We start from the raw sequence: 17,636 nt of genomic DNA on the forward strand, positions 1-17,636 counted from the left end.
CACTACGTGGCGATGGACCTCTCTGATATGCACGGCAAGTCGATCGCAACCTGTTGCGCGTTGCGCAACAAGACAGCGGAGCGCACACAGATGGCCTGTCTGTCATCGCGCATTGATGCTGCGATGGGTGCACATGTGATGTGCGCAGAATGCGGGAGGAAAATCTGCAGGATGCTCGACAGTCGGCTTCATGCTACTCCGGCTGCCTGAACCGGGTACCGGTTTTACGCGACATTGCAGGGGTGCAGTCGTATGCTCGGAGATCCGCAGTGCACAGCAGATCAGCACCGATCGCACGCAGGAGCCATGCAGCCTCCTGACTGCCCACAATGCACAGTCGCTGCATCCTCCGATGGGCGGAGCGCGACGCAGCAAACAAGCCGGATGCAATCCCTCTCCCACCGGGAGAGGGTGGCCCATAGGGCCGGGTGAGGGGCCGACGCATGTGAGCGTTTGCGTTCAACCCTCACCCCCATCCCGGAGGGAGAGGGGCTCCACATGGATGTGTCCCATGGCTAATCAGGTGCAGCCTTATGTCGTCTTGCCCACCATCACCCACCGGCGCCGCACTGCGGGTGCAGTTGTTGTCGAATGGCCGCTATTCGGTGATGTTGAATGCCGCTGGCTCGGGCTACAGCAATTGGCGCGACTTCGCCGTCACCCGCTGGCGTGAGGATCCCGTCGGCGACGGCTGGGGCAGCTACCTGCTGCTGCGCGACGAGGAGAGCGGCAAGGTCTGGTCGGCAGGACCGCAGCCATGCGGCATCGAGGCAGACGTCTATACGGCCACGCTGTCCGACGGTCACGTCGGCATCACGCAGCGCCACGGCATGCTGACCACCACGCTCGATGTGGCGGTCGCCAGCGATCGCGATGTTGAATTGCGCCGCGTTACGCTCGCCAATCACGGTGAAGGTCCGCGCGAGATCACACTGACCTCGTATGCGGAACTGGTGCTCGGGCCGGCCGCAGCCGATGCGGCCCATCCGGCATTTTCCAAGATGTTCGTGCAGACCGAATGGGTGGAGCAGGACAGGATCCTGCTGGCGACGCGGCGGCGGCGCGCACCGGCCGAGGCCGAGGTGTGGGCCGCGCATGTGGCGGTGGTCGAGGCGCATGACGCGGGCACCTGCGAGTTTGAAACCGATCGCATGCGTTTCCTCGGCCGCGGTCGCACGCTGCGCCATGCGCGGGCGATGCAGGCCGGCTCGTCACTGTCGAACAGCAGCGGCTGCGTGCTGGATCCGGTCTTCAGCCTGCGCCGGCGAGTGCGCGTCGCGCCCGGTGCCAGCGTGCGGGTGGCGTTTTGGACCGCGCTGGCCGACTCGCGTGCTGCCGTGCTCGCGCTGGTGCAACCGTTGCGCGCCGGCGGCGCCTGCGCGCAGGTGCTTGCCGGATCCATGGCCCATGCCATCGCGGAACAGGCACGTCTTGGTATCGATGCCGTGCAGGCCGAGCGTTTTGGACATCTTGCCAGTGCGCTGCTGTATGCCGACAGCAGATTGCGGGCGCCCGCCGAGGTGCTGGAGCGCGGCAGCGGCGGGGCGCCCGTGCTGTGGGGCTGCGACATTTCCGGCGACCGTCCCCTCGTGCTGCTGCGTATTGCCAGCGAATCCGGGCTGGCGCGGGTGCACGAGGTGCTGCTGGCGCAGCGCTACTGGCAATCGAAACGGCTGGGGGTCGATGTCGTGTTGCTCAACACCGCCGGCAGTGGCGGCGACCCGCTGCAGGCAGCGCTGAACGAACGGGCACAGGCACAGAACGCCTGCTTGAAGGCAGAACTCGATGCCGTGCCCGTCGCGGTATTCGCACTGCGCGACAGCACCCTTTCCGATGCGTTGCGCTCCGGTCTGGCCACCGTCGCACGCGTCGTGCTCGATGCAGCGGCTGGACTGCCGGACCCCGCGTCGTGGGATCGCGCCGTCGATCCTGCGGCGTCGGTCCCAACGGCCAGGCATCATTCACCCACGTCGCAAGCGGCAGCCAACGATGCGGTATCCGCGCCGCCGATCACGCACACGCCACGCGAGTTCGACAACGGCACGGGTGGTTTCATCGAGTCCGGCCGCGCCTATGCCATCACGCTCGACGGCGATCGCTACACGCCGGTGCCGTGGATCAATGTGATCGCCAACCCCGGCTTCGGGTTCCTGGTTTCGGCCGAGGGCGGTGGTTACACATGGTCGCTCAACAGCCAGCAGAACCCGCTGACGCCGTGGCCCAATGATCCGGTCAGCGACACGCCGCATGAAGTGCTGTACCTGCGCGATGAGGACAGCGGCGAATTGTGGAGCGCCACGGCGCTGCCGATCCGTGTGCCGGCGGCGACCTACAGCGTCCAGCACGGCAAGGGCTGGAGCCGCTTCACGCACGCTGCGCATGGCATCGATGTGGCGCTGCTGCAATTCGTGCCGCCAACGGATCCCGTCAAGCTGTCGCGACTGTCTCTGCGCAACTGTTCCGCGCGCACGCGGCATGTGTCGATCACCGGCTATGTCGAATGGGCACTGGGTGCGAATGGCACGGTGCCGGCGCCGTTCGTGGCCACCTCGCGCGATGCGGAAACCGGCGCGCTGTGCGCACGCAATGCGTGGCGCGCCGAGTTCGGCGAACGCGTGGCTTTCATCGACCTCGGCGGCCGGCAGCGCTCATGCACCGGCGACCGGCTGGAGTTTCTCGGTCGTCATGGCGCCGTCGAGCGTCCGGCCGCGCTGACCGGTGGCATCCCGTTGTCGGGATGCGTCGGTGCCGGGCTGGATCCCTGCGGTGCGCTGCAGGCCTCCATCGTGCTGGCGCCTGGCGAACGGATCGAAATCGTGTTCATGCTCGGCGATGCCGCGTCGCGCGCCGAAGCGCAGGCGCTGATCGGGAAATATCGCACGGCCGATCTCGACGCCGTTCTGCGCGAGGTGCGTGCGCAATGGGACGCGGTGCTCGACACCGTGCAGGTGCGCACGCCGGATCGCGCGATGGACATTCTTCTCAACGATTGGCTGCTGTACCAGACACTGGGCTGCCGGGTGTGGGCGCGCACGGCTTACTACCAGGCCAGCGGCGCCTATGGCTTTCGCGATCAGCTGCAGGATGTGATGGCGCTGTGCGTCGCCCGTCCCGATATCGCGCGCGCGCATTTGCTGCGGGCGGCGGCGCGCCAATTCATCCAGGGGGATGTGCAGCACTGGTGGCTGCCGCCATCCGGGCAGGGTATCCGCACGCGGATCAGCGACGACCGCATCTGGCTGGCGTATGTCGCCGCCCATTACGTCGCGGTGACTGCCGACGCCGCCGTGCTGGACGAGAATGTGCCTTTCCTCGATGGCGCCGCGATCAAGGAAGGCGCTGCCGATGCGTTTTATCAGCCGGGCATCGCCAGCGAGCAGGGCAGCCTGTATGAGCATGCCGCGCGGGCGATCGATTCCAGCCTGACCCTGGGTGCTCACGGCCTGCCCTTGATCGGCACCGGCGACTGGAATGACGGCATGAACAACGTGGGTGCGCAGGGCCGCGGCGAAAGTGTCTGGCTGGCGTGGTTTCTGCTGGCCACGATCAAGGCCTGCGCGCCATGGGCCGATGCGCGCGGCGAATCTGCGCGCGCCGCCTACTGGCGCACCTACGCCACGGCGTTGCAGGTTGCACTTGAAGGCACGGCGGGCTGGGATGGCGCGTGGTATCGGCGCGGCTATTACGACGATGGCACACCACTCGGCTCGCATCTGAGCGAGGAATGCAGGATCGACACCATCGCGCAATCGTGGAGCCTGATCTCCGGCGCAGCCGATCCCGGCCATGCCGCACGAGCCATGGCGGCGGTGGAGAAATACCTGGTCCTTCACGACGACAGGATCGCGCTGCTGTTCGCGCCGCCGTTCGATCGCACACCCTTGAACCCCGGCTACATCAAGGGCTATCCGCCCGGCATTCGCGAAAACGGCGGCCAATACACGCATGGTGCAACCTGGTCGATTTTCGCCTGCGCGCTGCTCGGGCAAGGCGATCGTGCCGGCGAACTGTTCGACATCCTCAACCCCATCCGTCACAGCGACACCCCAGACGCGGTGGCGTGCTACCAGGTCGAACCTTACGTGGCCTGCGCCGACGTCTATGCGGTGGCGCCGTATGTCGGGCGCGGCGGCTGGACCTGGTACAGCGGCTCGGCCGGCTGGCTGTATCGCGCCGGACTGGAGGCCATCCTGGGATTCCAGCCGCAGGGCGACCATCTGCGGCTCAGCCCCTGCATTCCAAAATCCTGGCCACGCTACGACATCGTGTATCGGCATCGCGGCAAACAGGGCATCGTCACCCCTTACGAAATCACCGTGGAGAATCCAGCCAGCGTGCATCGCGGCGTCATCCGCGTGGAACTCGACGGTGTCGAACAAGCCATAAGCGCGCGCGATGCAGCGCGGATTCCTCTGCTCGAGGACGCGCGCACGCACCGCGTTCGCATCGTGCTTGGATAGCTGCCTGCCCGCGCCCATGTCACCGATGCAGGACGGCATCGACGCCAGTGGCCGGTCGGTGTTCCCGGGCTTCACATCGTCGACATCCTTGGCGATCTGGCGAGCGACGATCCAGGCCTCCTGATGGCCGATCGCGCCCAGCGGAGTGCATCTACCGCGGCGCAACCGCCGGCGGCGAATTGGTCAGGACGCGTTCCTTGTTGGTCGAGTGCGTTGCCTGCTAACGCCGTTGGTCCATTCAGTCCGCTTTCGCCACTTTCTCCATGATCTGCAGGATCGGCTTGATGATGTCGATGGGCATGGGGAAGATCACCGTGGAATTGTTTTCCGTGGCGATTTCGGACAGGGTCTGCAGGTAGCGCAATTGCATGCCGCCAGGCGCGGAAGCAAGGATGGTGGCGGCATTGACCAGGGTTTGCGCGGCCTGGAATTCCGCGTCCGCATGGATGACCTTGGAGCGGCGGTCGCGCTCGGCGATGGCCTGTTTGGCGATGGCTCGGATCATTTCATCCGTGAGCTCGATATTGCGGATCTCGACGACGCTGACCTTGATGCCCCAGGCCTCGGTCTGGGAGTCGATGATGGTCTGGATGTCGGCGTTGATCTTGGGCCGTTCGGAGAGCATTTCATCGAGGTCATGCTTGCCCAGCACCGCGCGCAGGGTGGTTTGCGCGAGCTTGCTGGTGGCTTCGAAGAAGTCCGCAACCTGGATGAAGGCTTTCTCCGGGTCGACGATGCGGAAGTAAATGACCGCATCGACCTTGACCGAAACGTTGTCGCGCGAGATCACGTCTTGCGGCGTGACCTCGTGCACGATGGTGCGCAAGTCCAGCCGCTTCATCCGCTGCAGGATGGGTACCACGATGATCAGTCCCGGCCCCTTGACCTTCTGAAAACGTCCAAGCCGGAAGACCACGGCGCGTTGATACTCGAAGACGATTTTCAGCGACATGAGCAAAAACAGCGCAAGTACAAACAGCACCAGATAGATATCGAGATAAAGAAATGAGCTGGACATCGGAGTTCTCCATCAACTTGCAGGTGGCATGTTCAGGAGTCCGCGGGGGCAAGCCGTTGCTTGCGCGGCGCACGAGCGCTTTCATCCTGGGTGGCGCGACCGCGGCGTCTTGACCACTGTAGCCGTCGCTGCGCATGGGTAAATGGCGTCAGAGCGGTTCTTCGTACCCCATTCTGCGCGCATTGGGAGGCGGGCGTCGGCACACTGGCGCACCGTGGATGCGCGATTCAGGTAACCAATGCTCATGGGGTGGTCGCAGGCAGAACCTGCCTCCGGTACATGCAGGTACCGTGAGTCCGCCGGACAGTGTGAGATCCGCTGGCGCAATTCTTACCAATCGGTAATTGAACGCCGGCACCACACGGGGGTCTGATCACCCATGCGCACACCGAGCTTGCCGTACCTGCTGGACAATCGCACTCGCATCGAATGGGCGCTGGGGCTGGCGCGGCTGCTGTTCGGCGCGGTGTGTCTGGTCAATCTGCTGTTGCATCTGGACCCGGCCTATCGCGAGCACTTCGTGGCCATGATCGCGGCCGATTGGGCGCCGGGGCAACCGGTTTGGCTGATGGCTTACGGGCACGCCATGGCCGCGCTGGTGACCAATCTCGGCGTCGGCATCGTGGTCAGCATGATGGTGGCGTTGGAGGCGTTGCTGGCGTTTTCCCTGCTCAGCGGCTGGCAGTTGCATCGCCTCGCCTGGGTGGGCGTGTTCTACAACCTGTGGCTGTGGAGCACGGTGGGCGGGCTGGGCGGGCCGTACATCACGGGTGCTACTGATCCGGGCACGGCCATCGTCTATGCACTGGGCTTTGCACTGGTGCTGCTGACGCACGGCTGGCGGCCGCTGGCGGCGTTCCGGAATGGTCCGGTGACGGTGCCGGCGCGCTGGAAGTTCACCTTGGCGCGCGTGCTGTTCGGTCTGCTGTGGGCCTTCGATGCGTACTGGAAGTGGCAGCCGGAGTTCTTGCATGGCGCCGGCAGCTATCTGGCTGGATCGATGGTCGGGCAGCCGCACTGGGTGGCGGCGTACATTGGCTTCGTGCTGCATGTGATCCAGCAGGTCGGCGTGGAACGTTTTGCGGTGTTCACGGCGCTGGCCGAAAGCGCGCTGGCGCTGTCGCTGATCACGGGCGTGCTGATCGATCTGGCGATGCCGCTGGGCGTGCTCTACAGCCTGGCAATTTGGAGCACGGCCGAGGGCATGGGCGGGCCGTACGGCGCCGGTTTCACCGGCAACAAGGGCGATGTGCTGGGCACGGCCAGCATCTACGCGATCGTGTTTCTGCTGCTGATCGCCGCGCGCGCCGAGCGTCGCCTGGCCAGCGCGCGCTGACGCGCACTGCATCACGCCGCAATAACCTCTCCTTACGCATTACCCGTTTGTCACGCGCTTGGCTTATCCTGCCGCGGATGCGGCGTGCGCCTGCACGTCGCCGGTGTTGTCCAAGCGACGGAGGAAGGCATGCACGAGGTCATCGACCTGCGCGCCGATGTTCCAGGCGGTGTTTGGGGCGACATTCCAAGCCCCTCGGCGGGCACGCGCGTACTGGCACTGGACGCCGGCGGGCGCATCCTCGACTGGATCAGTTGGCAGGATGCGGTGTGTCTGTACGTGCGCGATGCCGTGGCGTGGACGCTGGGCACGCCCTGTCTCACCGTGCACGGCGGCCACAACCGCGCCTCGGGACGGCAGAGCATCATCGAGTTGCACCCCATCGTCGCCAGCACCGGCCACTGCCGCAGCCACGCGCTCGATCCATCGCCTGCGCTGACCAACGCCGCGCTGTTCGCGCGCGACCGCCATATTTGTCTGTACTGCGGCAGCCACGGCCAGCGCGGCGAACTGACCCGCGATCACGTCATCCCCACCTCGCGCGGCGGCCGCGACGCGTGGGAAAACGTCGTCACCGCCTGCGTGGCCTGCAACCTGCGCAAGGGCAGCCGCACCCCGCAGCAGGCGTCCATGCCGCTGCTCGCCGTGCCCTACCGTCCGAGCTGGGTCGAGCACCTGATCCTGTCCAACCGCAACATCCTCGCCGACCAGATGGAATTTCTGGTCGGGCACCTGCCGAAGAAGCGGCGCAAGGGCTGAGCGAGGGTACGTGCGATTGCAACGCTGAGCCGCGCTCCAGCGTTTGCAATTATCCGTGGATGCGTTTCAACCCGCGCCCCGCGCGGTGCGCGGTATCGAGATCACGTCCAGCAGAAACCGCCGATGCAGCCGTGTCGCGAATGATCTCCGCTGCGGATCATGTGCGTGCGGCATCGGCCTCGGGCCACGCACGCACGCCATCGATCCAGCCGTTCCGCACGGCGGCTTGCAGCCACGCAGCGACATCGAAGTCCGCCGCCGCGGCATTCAGCGCCTGATCGAGGCGCGTGCCGGTCGCGAGCGCGCGCAGCCAGTCGGCTTCATTCGCGGATAGTTCGCGACACTGCGCCTGCATGTCCGCGCGCCAGATCCACAGCGGCGCGGCGGGCTGTCGCAGCGCGGCGCGCAGCGTGTCGCCGTCGATGTCTGGCGCCTGATGCAACTGCCATAGACGGAACACCGGCCAGCGTGTCTCCAGCAGGCGCGTGCCCGGCGCGAGGCACAGTTGCAAGCACGCCGGATCACACTCGGCTAGGCGCTGCAAATCCTGCGCGGCGAGGTGCGATGGCGCCTCGAACAGCACTTCCCAGCGCGCGCGATCGAGACGCGCGCTGTCCGCCAACCACGGCCAGGGTTGCAGCTCGTCCTGCGCGGCGATGCACGCGGGGAACTCGGCACCGATGCGCGCCAGATCACCCTGTTGCGGCGGGTACGCATACCAGTAGCGCGCGCACAGCGCATCGAACGGCGTCTCGCCCAGCATCGCCAACACGGTGGGGAATTGCGCGCGCAGCGCGGCGACGGCGTGCTCCAGCCCGTTGCCGCGATACGCCGCCAGGCCCGCGCTCCAGCGCTGATCGTGCTCAAGCACACCCAGCTCGGGCAGTGGCGCGGACGCCGGCTGCGCGGCGAACAGCACGCGCAGCAATGCCTGCTGGCGCACGGCTTCGCGCTGCGTGACGGGGTTGCTGGCGCCATGCGCCGCAGCGTGCGCGTGGCGCGCGGTCATGACGCGCACTCCGCCGCGGCGTGCGCTGCGCGCATGGCGTTGTCCGCCCGGCGCGCGCGCGCCTCGGCATCAAGCAAGTCCTGCGCGTGCGCGGCCTCGCCCAGCAGCACGTCGAGTGTCGGCAGGCTGGTGTCCCATTCGATCAGCGTGGGCCGCGGGCCGAAACAGCGCAGCGCATGCGCATAGGCACTCCACACCGGCGCCGAGACCACGCACGAGTGATCGTCGATGACCAGTTCGTGCTGGCGGCTGTGCCCAGCGAGATGGATTTCGCCGACCAGATCGGGCGGCGCGCGGCGCGCCAGTTCGTCCAGCCACGCGCACACGGCCGCCTGCGCATCGTCCGCGCCGGCATTGAGCGCGTTGACCATCAGATTGTTCACATCCAGCAGCAGGCCGCAGCCGCTGCGCCGCGCCAGCTCGGCGAAGAATTCAGGCTCGCTGAAATCACGCTCGGCGAAATCCAGATACGCGCTCAGGTTTTCCACCAGGATCGGGCGCCGCAGGCGCTCCTGCACATGCTGCACGTTGGCGACGAACACCGCCAGCGAGCCGCGCGTGAACGCCACCGGCAGCAAGTCGTTGGCGTGCACCATGCCACGCCCGGCCCAGGGCGCGCGCGCGAAACAGGCGTGATCCGACACGCGCAGCGGATCGGTGCGCGCGACCAGCGCAGTCAAGCGATCCAGATGCTCATCGTCCAGCCCACAGGCCGAGCCCAGCGCCAGTCCCACGCCGTGCAGGCTCACGGCGTACTCGGTGCGCACCGCGGCCAGCACCTGCGTCGCGGCGTCATGCGGATTGAAGAAATTCTCGGAATGCACCTCGACGAAACCGACCGCGGGCCGGCGCGCACAGAACTCGCGGTAATGCGGCTGGCGCAGGCCGATGCCGGCGCGCGCCGTGGATTCGATCAGCATGCGAATTCTCCCGCGCAGCGACGGAACCGGGCCTTGCCGGCCCCCGCAGCGTGACAACACCGCTCACTCCTTAGGCCGTGGCGGCGCCGTTTGGAATGGCACGCGCAACCCGGAGTGACCGATGCTCAGCCTTTGGCTTTCTCTTGTACCTTGGCCTCGAACGCGACGACCTTGGACGTTTTATTCATGATCGCCTTGGCTTGCGCCATGTTCACCCCACCCATTTTTTCACAGGTACCGGTGGGTACCACGCGGAAGTCGCCCGGGATGTAATAGGCCGTGGCCTGCCCCTTGCAGGAGTGCAGGCCGGAGATGCCGGCACAGTCGTTGTGGCCTGCGGTGGCGATGCCGAAGCACTTTTCCATGGTCGCGGCGTGCGCTGCAGGTATGGCAGCCAAGCCGCCGGCAGCGATCACGGACGCCGCCGCGATGCTGAGAAGCTGATGCTTGTTCATGATGGATGCCCTCGATCAAAAAGATGAAAGCCCGATGAGTTGATGGCGGTCATGTGGCCGCTGCTGGCCCGGCACTCGATCAAATTGCAAAACCAGTCGTTCCGTCGAGGTTTGCAAGCAAATTGGCACCGTCCAGTCATGCCGCTTCTAGCGCGGCACGCGCGCGCATGCACGTCGCGGCGCAACATCCTTGTTCTGGGGCAGTTCCTCAAACTGCACGCTTGGTGAAAGAATGCGTCATTGCGCCTTAGTCGCGGCCCGCGCCGGATTCCTTGCACCGCCCATGCACACGATCCGCCCCATGGCAGCCACCGCGCCATGAACACCGCGCCGCAGGCCAGTATCGATCCGCTGGAGCTGGGCCGCCGCATCGCGGCGCTGCGCCCGACCCTGCTGCGTCTGGCGCAACTGCAGTTGCGCAACCACGCATGGGCCGAGGACGCGGTGTCGGAAACCGTGCTCGCGGTGCTGCAGGGCGCGCAGCGTTTCAACGGTGCCTCGCAACTGAAGACCTGGATCGTCGGTATCCTCAAGCACAAGGTGCTCGACCAGTTGCGCCAGCACGTGCGCGAGCCGACCGCAGCGGATGCCAATGACGACGGCGAGGAGGATCTCGACGAGCTGCTGTACAAGCGCGATGGTCATTTCCGCGAGACGCCGGAGCGCTGGGCCGATCCTTGCAGCGAACTGCTGCGCGATCAGTTCTTCGCCGTGCTCGAGGCCTGCCTGGAACACCTGCCCAACCGGCAAGGCCGCGTGTTTCTGATGCGCGAGTGGCTGGAGATCGACAGCCACGCGATTTGTCAGGAACTCGGCATCGCGCCGACCAATCTGTGGATCCAGCTGCATCGCGCGCGCCTGCGCCTGCGCGAGTGCCTGCAATCAAACTGGTTTGGAGCGCAGCCGCGATGAAAATTCCCAACAGCTGCCGCGACATCAGCGGATTGCTGCTGGCCCGCGAGGACCGCGCGCTGTCCTTCGGCGAACGCCTGGCCGTGCGCGTGCATATCCTCACCTGCCGCGCCTGCCAGCGCTTCGAACGCCAGACGCTGACCCTGCGCGACGCGCTGCGCGCCTGGCGCGAGCATCAGGATCACGACGAGCACACGCCGCGCTGAGCCACACTGGTGTTGCCCCATACTTCTGTTCATTTTCCAGCCAGCTACCAGAGCCGCATCCGCGTAGCCTCGCGCGCTTCCCCGACGGAGTCCCGCACGCATGAGCCACGCGACCGACCACGCCGCGCGCGCCGCGCAGCTGCCGCGCCCCAGCGCGCCGCTGCAACCGCGCGTGCTGTGGATCAGCGCGCTGGCGATCGTGCTGGGGCTGGCCGCGGCCGTGGTCGCGCGCGCGCTGACCATGCTCATCGGGTTGATCACCAATCTCGCCTTCTACGGGCGCGTGAACACCAGCTTCGTCAGTCCGGCGGGCAATCACCTCGGGCTGTGGGTGATCGTGGTGCCGGTCATCGGCGGGCTGATCGTGGGCGCGATGGCGCGCTACGGCTCGCGCGCGATCCGTGGTCACGGCATTCCCGAGGCCATGGAACAAGTGCTGCTCAACGAAAGTCGCATCGCGCCGCGCGTGACCTGGCTGAAACCGGTGTCCTCGGCGATCGCCATCGGCACCGGCGGGCCGTTCGGCGCGGAAGGTCCGATCATCGCCACCGGTGGCGCGTTGGGCTCCTTGAGCGGACAACTGCTGCACGTCACCGCCGACGAGCGCAAGACGCTGCTGGCGGCGGGCGCGGCGGGCGGCATGGCGGCGGTGTTCGCGGCGCCGTTCGCGGCGGTGCTGATGGCGATCGAGCTGCTGCTGTTCGAGCGCCGCGCGCGCTCGCTGATCCCGGTCACGCTGGCGGCGATCAGCGCCACCGGATTGCGTTTCGTACTGGAAGGCAGCGCGCCGATGTTCCCCATGCCGGGCATCGCCACGCAGGGGCTGGCGGCGCTGGCAACCTGCGCCGTGCTGGGCCTCGTGGTGGGGCTGGTGAGCATCGGCGTGACCCGCGCCACGTATGTCGTCGAGGATTTGTTCGAGAAACTGCCGCTGCACTGGATGTGGTGGCCGGCGCTGGGCGGTGTCGCCGTCGGCGTGATCGGCTGGTTCGCACCGCTGACCCTGGGCGTGGGCTACGCCAACATCGCCGCGATCGTCACCGGCACGCTGGGCGTGGCCACGCTGCTGACGCTGTGCGTGCTCAAGTTCGCCTCGTGGGCGATCGCGCTGGGCAGCGGCACCTCGGGCGGCACGCTGGCGCCGCTGTTCACCATCGGCGGCGCGCTGGGCGGCCTGCTCGGGCTGGCCGCCGCGCACTGGCTGCCGTGGCTGCATCTGGATCCGCGTATCGCCGCGGTGGTGGGTATGGCCGCGCTGTTTGCCGGCGCTTCGCGCGCGGTGCTGACTTCGGTGATTTTTGCTTTCGAGACCACGCAGCAGCCGCACGTCTTGCTGCCGTTGCTGGCTGGCTGTATCACCGCGTATCTGCTCTCCGGTCTGCTCATGCGTACCACGATCATGACCGAGAAACTCGCGCGCCGCGGCCTGCGCGTGCCCGCCGATTACAGCGCGGATGATCTCGATCAGATGCTGGTGCGCGATGCGTGCAGCCGCGAGGTGGTGAGTCTGCGCGCTGAGCAGACCATCGCCGAGTTGCGCGCGTGGCTGCGCGAGGGCGGCGCGCCTGCCCAGCATCAGGGGTATCCGGTGCTGGATACGCACGCGCATTTGCTGGGTGTGCTGACGCGTCGCGATCTGCTGGATGCGCAGGCTCCCGCGAGCGCCACCCTCGACACCCTGATCCGCCGCGCGCCGCTGCTGGTGCACGAGGATCACAGTCTGCGCGAGGCCGCCGATCACATGGTCGCCGCCGATGTCGGGCGCCTGGTGGTGGTGGACGCGGACGACCCGCAGCGCGTGCTCGGCATGCTCACCCGCGGCGACATTCTGGCCGCGCACGGCCAACGCATGCGCGCGGCGCAGCACAGGACACGCCATATCGATCTGCGCTGGCGGCGTTGATGCGCAACAAGCACAAGTGCTGGTTGTGGCGCAGGCACATTCGGACGCCACAGGTTGCGACGTGTGCCCCCGTGCCCCCGAGATGCTTCGCCACGCTCGGCATGACACCCTTTTGTCATGCTGAGGCCGCAGGCCCAAGCATCCAGGCAATGCCCAAATGCACCATCGTTCCGCGTACCACGATTACCCGTTCACTTGCCGCTGCCGCCGCGCGGCACAACAATAGCCGCCTATGGATGCTGCCACCTACCCGCGCCTGACGCGCATTGGCTCGCCGGCCGACCTGCGCCAGTTCCCAGAAACCGAACTGCCAGCCATCGCCGAGGAGCTGCGCCAGTTCCTGATCGCCTCGGTGGCCAGTTCGGGGGGGCACTTCGGCGCCAACCTCGGCGTGGTCGAACTGACCGTGGCGCTGCATTACCTGTATGCCACGCCCGAGGATCGGCTGATCTGGGACGTGGGCCACCAGGGCTATCCGCACAAGATCCTCACCGGCCGCGCCGAGCGCATCACCAGCATCAAGAAAAAGGACGGACTGGCGCCGTTCCCGAAGCGCGCCGAGAGCCTCTACGACGCCTTCGGCGTGGGGCATTCGTCCACCTCGATTTCCGCCGCGCTGGGCATGGCGCTGGCGGCGCAGCGCCGGGGTGACGCGCGGCGCGTGGTGGCGGTGATCGGCGATGGCGCGCTGACCGCGGGCATGGCCTACGAAGCCTTGAATCACGGCGGCGATATCGAACCCGACCTGCTGGTGGTGCTCAACGACAACGGCATGTCGATCAGCGAGAACGTCGGCGCGCTGACCAAGATGCTGTCGCGCCTGATGATCAGCCGACGCCTGAACGCGTTGCGCGAGCGCGCCAAGCGCGCCATGCCCAGGCGCGGCCTGATGGCGCGCTTCGCCAAACGCTGGGAGGAGCACGCCAAGGGCATGTTCGTGCCCTCGACGCTGTTCGAGGAACTGGGCTTCCACTACACCGGTCCGATCGACGGCCACGACCTGCCGCAACTGCTGCACTCGCTGCGCACCGTGCGCGAGCTGCGCGGCCCGCAGTTGCTGCACGTGATCACCACCAAGGGCAAGGGCTACGCGCCGGCCGAGCAGGCACAGATCGAATACCACGCGGTCGGCCCGTTCGATCCGGCGCGCGGCGTGCAACCCAAGGCGCCGGGCAAGGCCACCTATACCGACGTGTTCGGCGACTGGCTATGCGACATGGCCGTCGCCGATACGCGTCTGCTGGGCATCACTCCGGCGATGCGCGAGGGCTCCGGTCTGGTGCGTTTCTCGAAGGAATATCCGGCGCGCTATTTCGATGTCGGCATCGCCGAGCAGCACGCGGTGACGCTGGCCGCGGGCATGGCCTGCGAGGGCGCCAAGCCGGTGGTGGCGATTTATTCCAGCTTCCTGCAGCGCGCCTACGACCAGTTGGTGCACGACGTGGCGCTGCAAAAACTGCCGGTGCTGTTCGCCGTGGATCGCGCTGGCGTGGTCGGCCCCGATGGCCCCACGCACGCCGGCAATCTCGACCTGAGCTTCCTGCGCTGCGTGCCGGGGCTGCTGATCATGGCGCCCGGCGACGAGCGCGAATGCCGGCTGCTGCTCAGCACCGGATTCCGCCACGCTGGCCCGGCGCTGGTGCGTTATCCGCGTGGCAGTGGCACCGGGGTGGCGGCAGGCAGCGACTTGGCCACCGTGCCGATCGGCAAGGCCGAAGTGCGCCGTCACGGCCACACGCTGGCGCTACTGGTATTCGGCGCGCCGTTGGCCGAGGCCGCGCGCGTGGCCGAGGCGCTGGATCTGACGCTGGTGAACATGCGCTTCGTCAAGCCGCTGGATACCGCGTTGCTGGTTGCGCTGACGCGCAGCCACGCGGGACTGGTCAGCATCGAGGACAACGTGATCGCCGGTGGCGCCGGCAGTGGCGTGGCCGAGTGGCTGGCCGCGCAGGCGCTGGCCGTGCCGCTGCTGCAACTGGGTCTGCCGGATCACTTCCAGGAACACGCCAGCCGCGAGCAACTGCTGGCCGAGGCCGGACTGGATGCCGCCGGCATCGAGACCGCCATCCGCCAACGCTTTGGCACCCTGCTGCAGCGCCCGCGCACGCAGCAGACGGGCTGAGCGGGACTCGGAACCCGGGGAAAAACCGCGAGCCACGCAAAAAGTTCTGGCTACCAGATTTGAGTGTTGGAACGGTCGCTTCCGTCAGATTGCCTGATGGAATCGCTCGGTGTTGGACACGTGGTTTCAAGCAGGTGGTGTTTCCAGCGCGGCGATGTGGGAACAGCGTGTTTAGCGCGCGACTAGCGCGCGACCACCGACCGCGAAGACACGGCCAGCGCTGCGCATCGCAGACCACCCGGAAGTGGATGGCGGCTTCCTGAGGGCGGAAGTCGATGTCGCTGACGCGCCACGGCGCGGTCAGGCCCAAAGCTTGCGAGAAGAGCGTGTTGTCCATCGACACAGCGTGCCGAACTTCGCCGCTCCGCTCAACCCCTCAGACCACCGCTTCCACAGGAAACGACGAGACGAGGAACCGGAAGTGCTCCACGCCCCAGAGTTGGAGCGCTTGGCACATGACTGTTGAAACGTCATAGAGCCTCAAGCAGCAGTCTGCCACCTCAGCTCCCGGACTTTTGATGTTTGCTGTGACCGGCAAGATCCTCTTTCAGCGGATAAGGCCAATAGGGATTGCAGTGCAATTCGGACTCGCGAATCCCCGCGTCACCGCTCAGGTCTCCACCCGCGCCGACACGCGATCCCGTCGCTGATCGCGCGGCACGTCGCCATGCGGCTCGCGCGCGTTTCAGTGCCACTGCGTCGCCGTAGGTGTCCACCATGGCGCCGAAATCCGCATCGGCTTGCTTGCGCTCTGCTAGTGTGAGCTTGGCATAGGCATACTGCAGAGACCCATCGATCTTGGCGCTATTGTGTCGCTGATCGGCAAGCGCCAGCCAAGCGACGGCTTTCGCGTAGTCTTTTCGTACGCCATCGCCATTCCAATACATCAAGCCGAGGTTGTACTCGGCGATCTTCGAACCCCAGGATGCCGCCACTTTGAAGCGACCCACAGCATCACGCAGGTGTTTGTGCCTCAACACCCGCATACCGCGCTCCAATGCATACGGTCCCGGCACGGCGTTTGCAGGATACGCGTCTGCTGCGGCACCTGCCGCACAAGCGGAGTCCGCAGCGTTGGAACTTGCATGGGCGAGCACAGCAGCGCTCATCACGAGCGCGCCAGCGAAGGCTACGACTACAAGCGCCCCGCTTGCAGTGAACCGAACTACCGGAAAATTCATTTTATTAGGATTTCCTTGGCGACTTTTCAAGTGCGGGACAAACGCTCACCCACCAAATTGAGTGGCGTCCTAAGCGAAACACTGAGCACAGGGCCATATTGCGCGATCTCTAGCGCAAGTTGGGAACCCCGGGGGAGCGAAGTGAACTGTCCAGACTGAATGGCATCGCCGTGCCTAACAGAGACAGAACGATGCGATCCTGGTTCCGAAGCATATTTATATATACATCGCCCGCATAAATGGGCCAGGCAGTGCCCCATATTTTGAATGAGCTGCCCACAACTCTTGAAAAAGAGCGCCGGTATGCAAGCCAGTCCTGCTTGTTCGCAAACAAGTTCTTCTTAAATCCAGCGAGTATTGTATCTGACGGCTCGTAGCGTGACACCAATCTGTAATCAAATAGGATCAATTGATCCCACATAGTTTGAGCTTGAGATTGACACCCTTCAGCATTAATGTTTGACATATTTTTCTCTTCGCACCGGCGCAGCCATAAATCGACCGGATGCGGCCGGTTGTAGAGTTCAAGGACCTGGAACGTTTGATGTGTTTTTGGGTTGAAAACTCTCACGCCCTGCGTGAGATTGAACAGGATTTCGAGCTTGGTACCCAATTTCCACTCAGGTATCTTCATCTTAAAACCGGGATTTAGAATTTCGACGGCACTGCCATCTGTAAATGCCATCATCTGTCCATCCCAGGATTCGCGGAAGCGCACGTTCGAGGTTATGATCGATGATACGTCTTGAGCTTGGGTTGCCGGACAAAAGAAAAATGCAGCGGCAAAAAGAAACCAGAAGCCCTTTGTTACGTTGCTCGTTTTCATGAATGCACTCCCGGTCTTTCGATAGGATGATGCAAATGCTTATACGCACGGTTGCCGTGGAGCCGGCCAATAGGGGCAAGTTCCATTTTATGGAGCTTGCACATCCACCACATACCGTGCCAAGTGCGACTCCGGCAGCCAGTCCTGCACCGACGGCGGCAGCAGGTAGTCGGTCGCACGGTCAATCGGTCGAAATCGGCTCATGCGCTGATGCTTCCGGGAAGGTGCGCCATTCTAAATGGGGCGGGTGAGAAAGTCCGACAGGCTGCTAGTTGTCAGTCTTGTGCTGATTTAACAGCTTGGCTTTTTTGCTGCGCAACGACTGCTCAAGGTTAAGTGAAGCAATCGCCAACAGACTACCTATTACAAAAACATCAGCGTTATTTGATCTAACCTTGAAAAAGGCTAACAAAACAAGAATGGCAACCATTGTGATTTTAAACCATATCGGTGTATCTATAATTGGTAGTTTCATGCTCTTAACCTCAAGTTAATGGTTTGAAAATCCGAACTCAGTGTAACGCTGAGT

At 65.1% G+C, this 17,636-nt stretch carries 14 protein-coding genes; 7 read left to right on the forward strand and 7 right to left on the reverse strand.

Annotated elements, in window-relative coordinates; genetic code table 11:
- Positions 1-533: 533 nt before the first annotated feature.
- Positions 534-4,460 (forward strand): GH36-type glycosyl hydrolase domain-containing protein, encoded by a 3,927-nt coding sequence (locus tag ACYDAT_RS07185; RefSeq protein ID WP_461449247.1) that lies wholly within the window; start codon positions 534-536, stop codon positions 4,458-4,460.
- A gap of 238 nt (positions 4,461-4,698) precedes the next feature.
- Here the strand turns inward: ACYDAT_RS07185 and ACYDAT_RS07190 are convergent, their stop codons facing one another.
- The gene (locus tag ACYDAT_RS07190; RefSeq protein ID WP_461438934.1) at positions 4,699-5,478 is read right to left on the reverse strand and encodes a slipin family protein; all 780 of its coding nucleotides are present in this window, start codon (positions 5,476-5,478) and stop codon (positions 4,699-4,701) included.
- A gap of 379 nt (positions 5,479-5,857) precedes the next feature.
- On the opposite strand from ACYDAT_RS07190, the gene ACYDAT_RS07195 reads away from it, so the two are divergent.
- Complete coding sequence (locus ACYDAT_RS07195) at positions 5,858-6,814, forward strand: hypothetical protein (RefSeq protein ID WP_461449249.1); 957 nt, start codon at positions 5,858-5,860, stop codon at positions 6,812-6,814.
- Between the two features lie 129 nt (positions 6,815-6,943).
- Positions 6,944-7,573 carry an HNH endonuclease gene (locus tag ACYDAT_RS07200; RefSeq protein WP_461438936.1) on the forward strand — a complete coding sequence of 210 codons (630 nt, stop codon included), beginning with the start codon at positions 6,944-6,946 and terminating at the stop codon, positions 7,571-7,573.
- Positions 7,574-7,730: 157 nt separating this feature from the next.
- Here the strand turns inward: ACYDAT_RS07200 and ACYDAT_RS07205 are convergent, their stop codons facing one another.
- The 3 genes from ACYDAT_RS07205 to ACYDAT_RS07215 all read right to left on the reverse strand — a co-directional run bounded on the left by ACYDAT_RS07205 (position 7,731) and on the right by ACYDAT_RS07215 (position 9,957).
- A complete protein-coding gene (locus tag ACYDAT_RS07205; RefSeq protein WP_461449251.1) occupies positions 7,731-8,582 on the reverse strand; it encodes an HvfC/BufC family peptide modification chaperone in 852 nt (283 codons plus the stop codon).
- Positions 8,579-9,502 (reverse strand): MbnB/TglH/ChrH family RiPP precursor modification enzyme, encoded by a 924-nt coding sequence (locus tag ACYDAT_RS07210; protein ID WP_461449253.1) that lies wholly within the window; start codon positions 9,500-9,502, stop codon positions 8,579-8,581. The genes ACYDAT_RS07205 and ACYDAT_RS07210 overlap by 4 nt, the downstream gene beginning before the upstream one ends.
- 125 nt (positions 9,503-9,627) lie before the next feature.
- Positions 9,628-9,957: a BufA1 family periplasmic bufferin-type metallophore gene (locus ACYDAT_RS07215; protein WP_461449255.1), complete on the reverse strand. Its 330-nt coding sequence runs from the start codon at positions 9,955-9,957 to the stop codon at positions 9,628-9,630.
- Positions 9,958-10,275: 318 nt separating this feature from the next.
- On the opposite strand from ACYDAT_RS07215, the gene ACYDAT_RS07220 reads away from it, so the two are divergent.
- From ACYDAT_RS07220 to dxs, 4 genes are all read left to right on the forward strand, one after another.
- Positions 10,276-10,869 carry a sigma-70 family RNA polymerase sigma factor gene (locus ACYDAT_RS07220; RefSeq protein WP_461449257.1) on the forward strand — a complete coding sequence of 198 codons (594 nt, stop codon included), beginning with the start codon at positions 10,276-10,278 and terminating at the stop codon, positions 10,867-10,869.
- Entirely contained in the window at positions 10,866-11,075 is a 210-nt protein-coding gene (locus tag ACYDAT_RS07225; RefSeq protein WP_461438941.1) for a zf-HC2 domain-containing protein, read from the forward strand. Before ACYDAT_RS07220 ends, ACYDAT_RS07225 begins: the two co-directional genes overlap by 4 nt.
- Before the next feature lie 100 nt (positions 11,076-11,175).
- A complete protein-coding gene (locus ACYDAT_RS07230; RefSeq protein ID WP_461449259.1) occupies positions 11,176-12,978 on the forward strand; it encodes a chloride channel protein in 1,803 nt (600 codons plus the stop codon).
- A 232-nt stretch (positions 12,979-13,210) separates the two neighbouring features.
- Positions 13,211-15,100: a 1-deoxy-D-xylulose-5-phosphate synthase gene (gene dxs / locus ACYDAT_RS07235; RefSeq protein WP_461449261.1), complete on the forward strand. Its 1,890-nt coding sequence runs from the start codon at positions 13,211-13,213 to the stop codon at positions 15,098-15,100.
- Between the two features lie 500 nt (positions 15,101-15,600).
- Here the strand turns inward: dxs and ACYDAT_RS07240 are convergent, their stop codons facing one another.
- From ACYDAT_RS07240 to ACYDAT_RS07250, 3 genes are all read right to left on the reverse strand, one after another.
- Entirely contained in the window at positions 15,601-16,281 is a 681-nt protein-coding gene (locus ACYDAT_RS07240) for a hypothetical protein (protein WP_461449265.1), read from the reverse strand.
- A 109-nt stretch (positions 16,282-16,390) separates the two neighbouring features.
- Positions 16,391-17,107, reverse strand: coding sequence for a hypothetical protein (locus tag ACYDAT_RS07245; RefSeq protein WP_461449266.1), 717 nt, complete (start codon positions 17,105-17,107; stop codon positions 16,391-16,393).
- Positions 17,108-17,375: 268 nt separating this feature from the next.
- Positions 17,376-17,582, reverse strand: coding sequence for a hypothetical protein (locus ACYDAT_RS07250; protein ID WP_461449268.1), 207 nt, complete (start codon positions 17,580-17,582; stop codon positions 17,376-17,378).
- Between the last annotated feature and the right edge of the window lie 54 nt (positions 17,583-17,636).

It is taken from the genome of Metallibacterium sp., assembly GCF_054637675.1.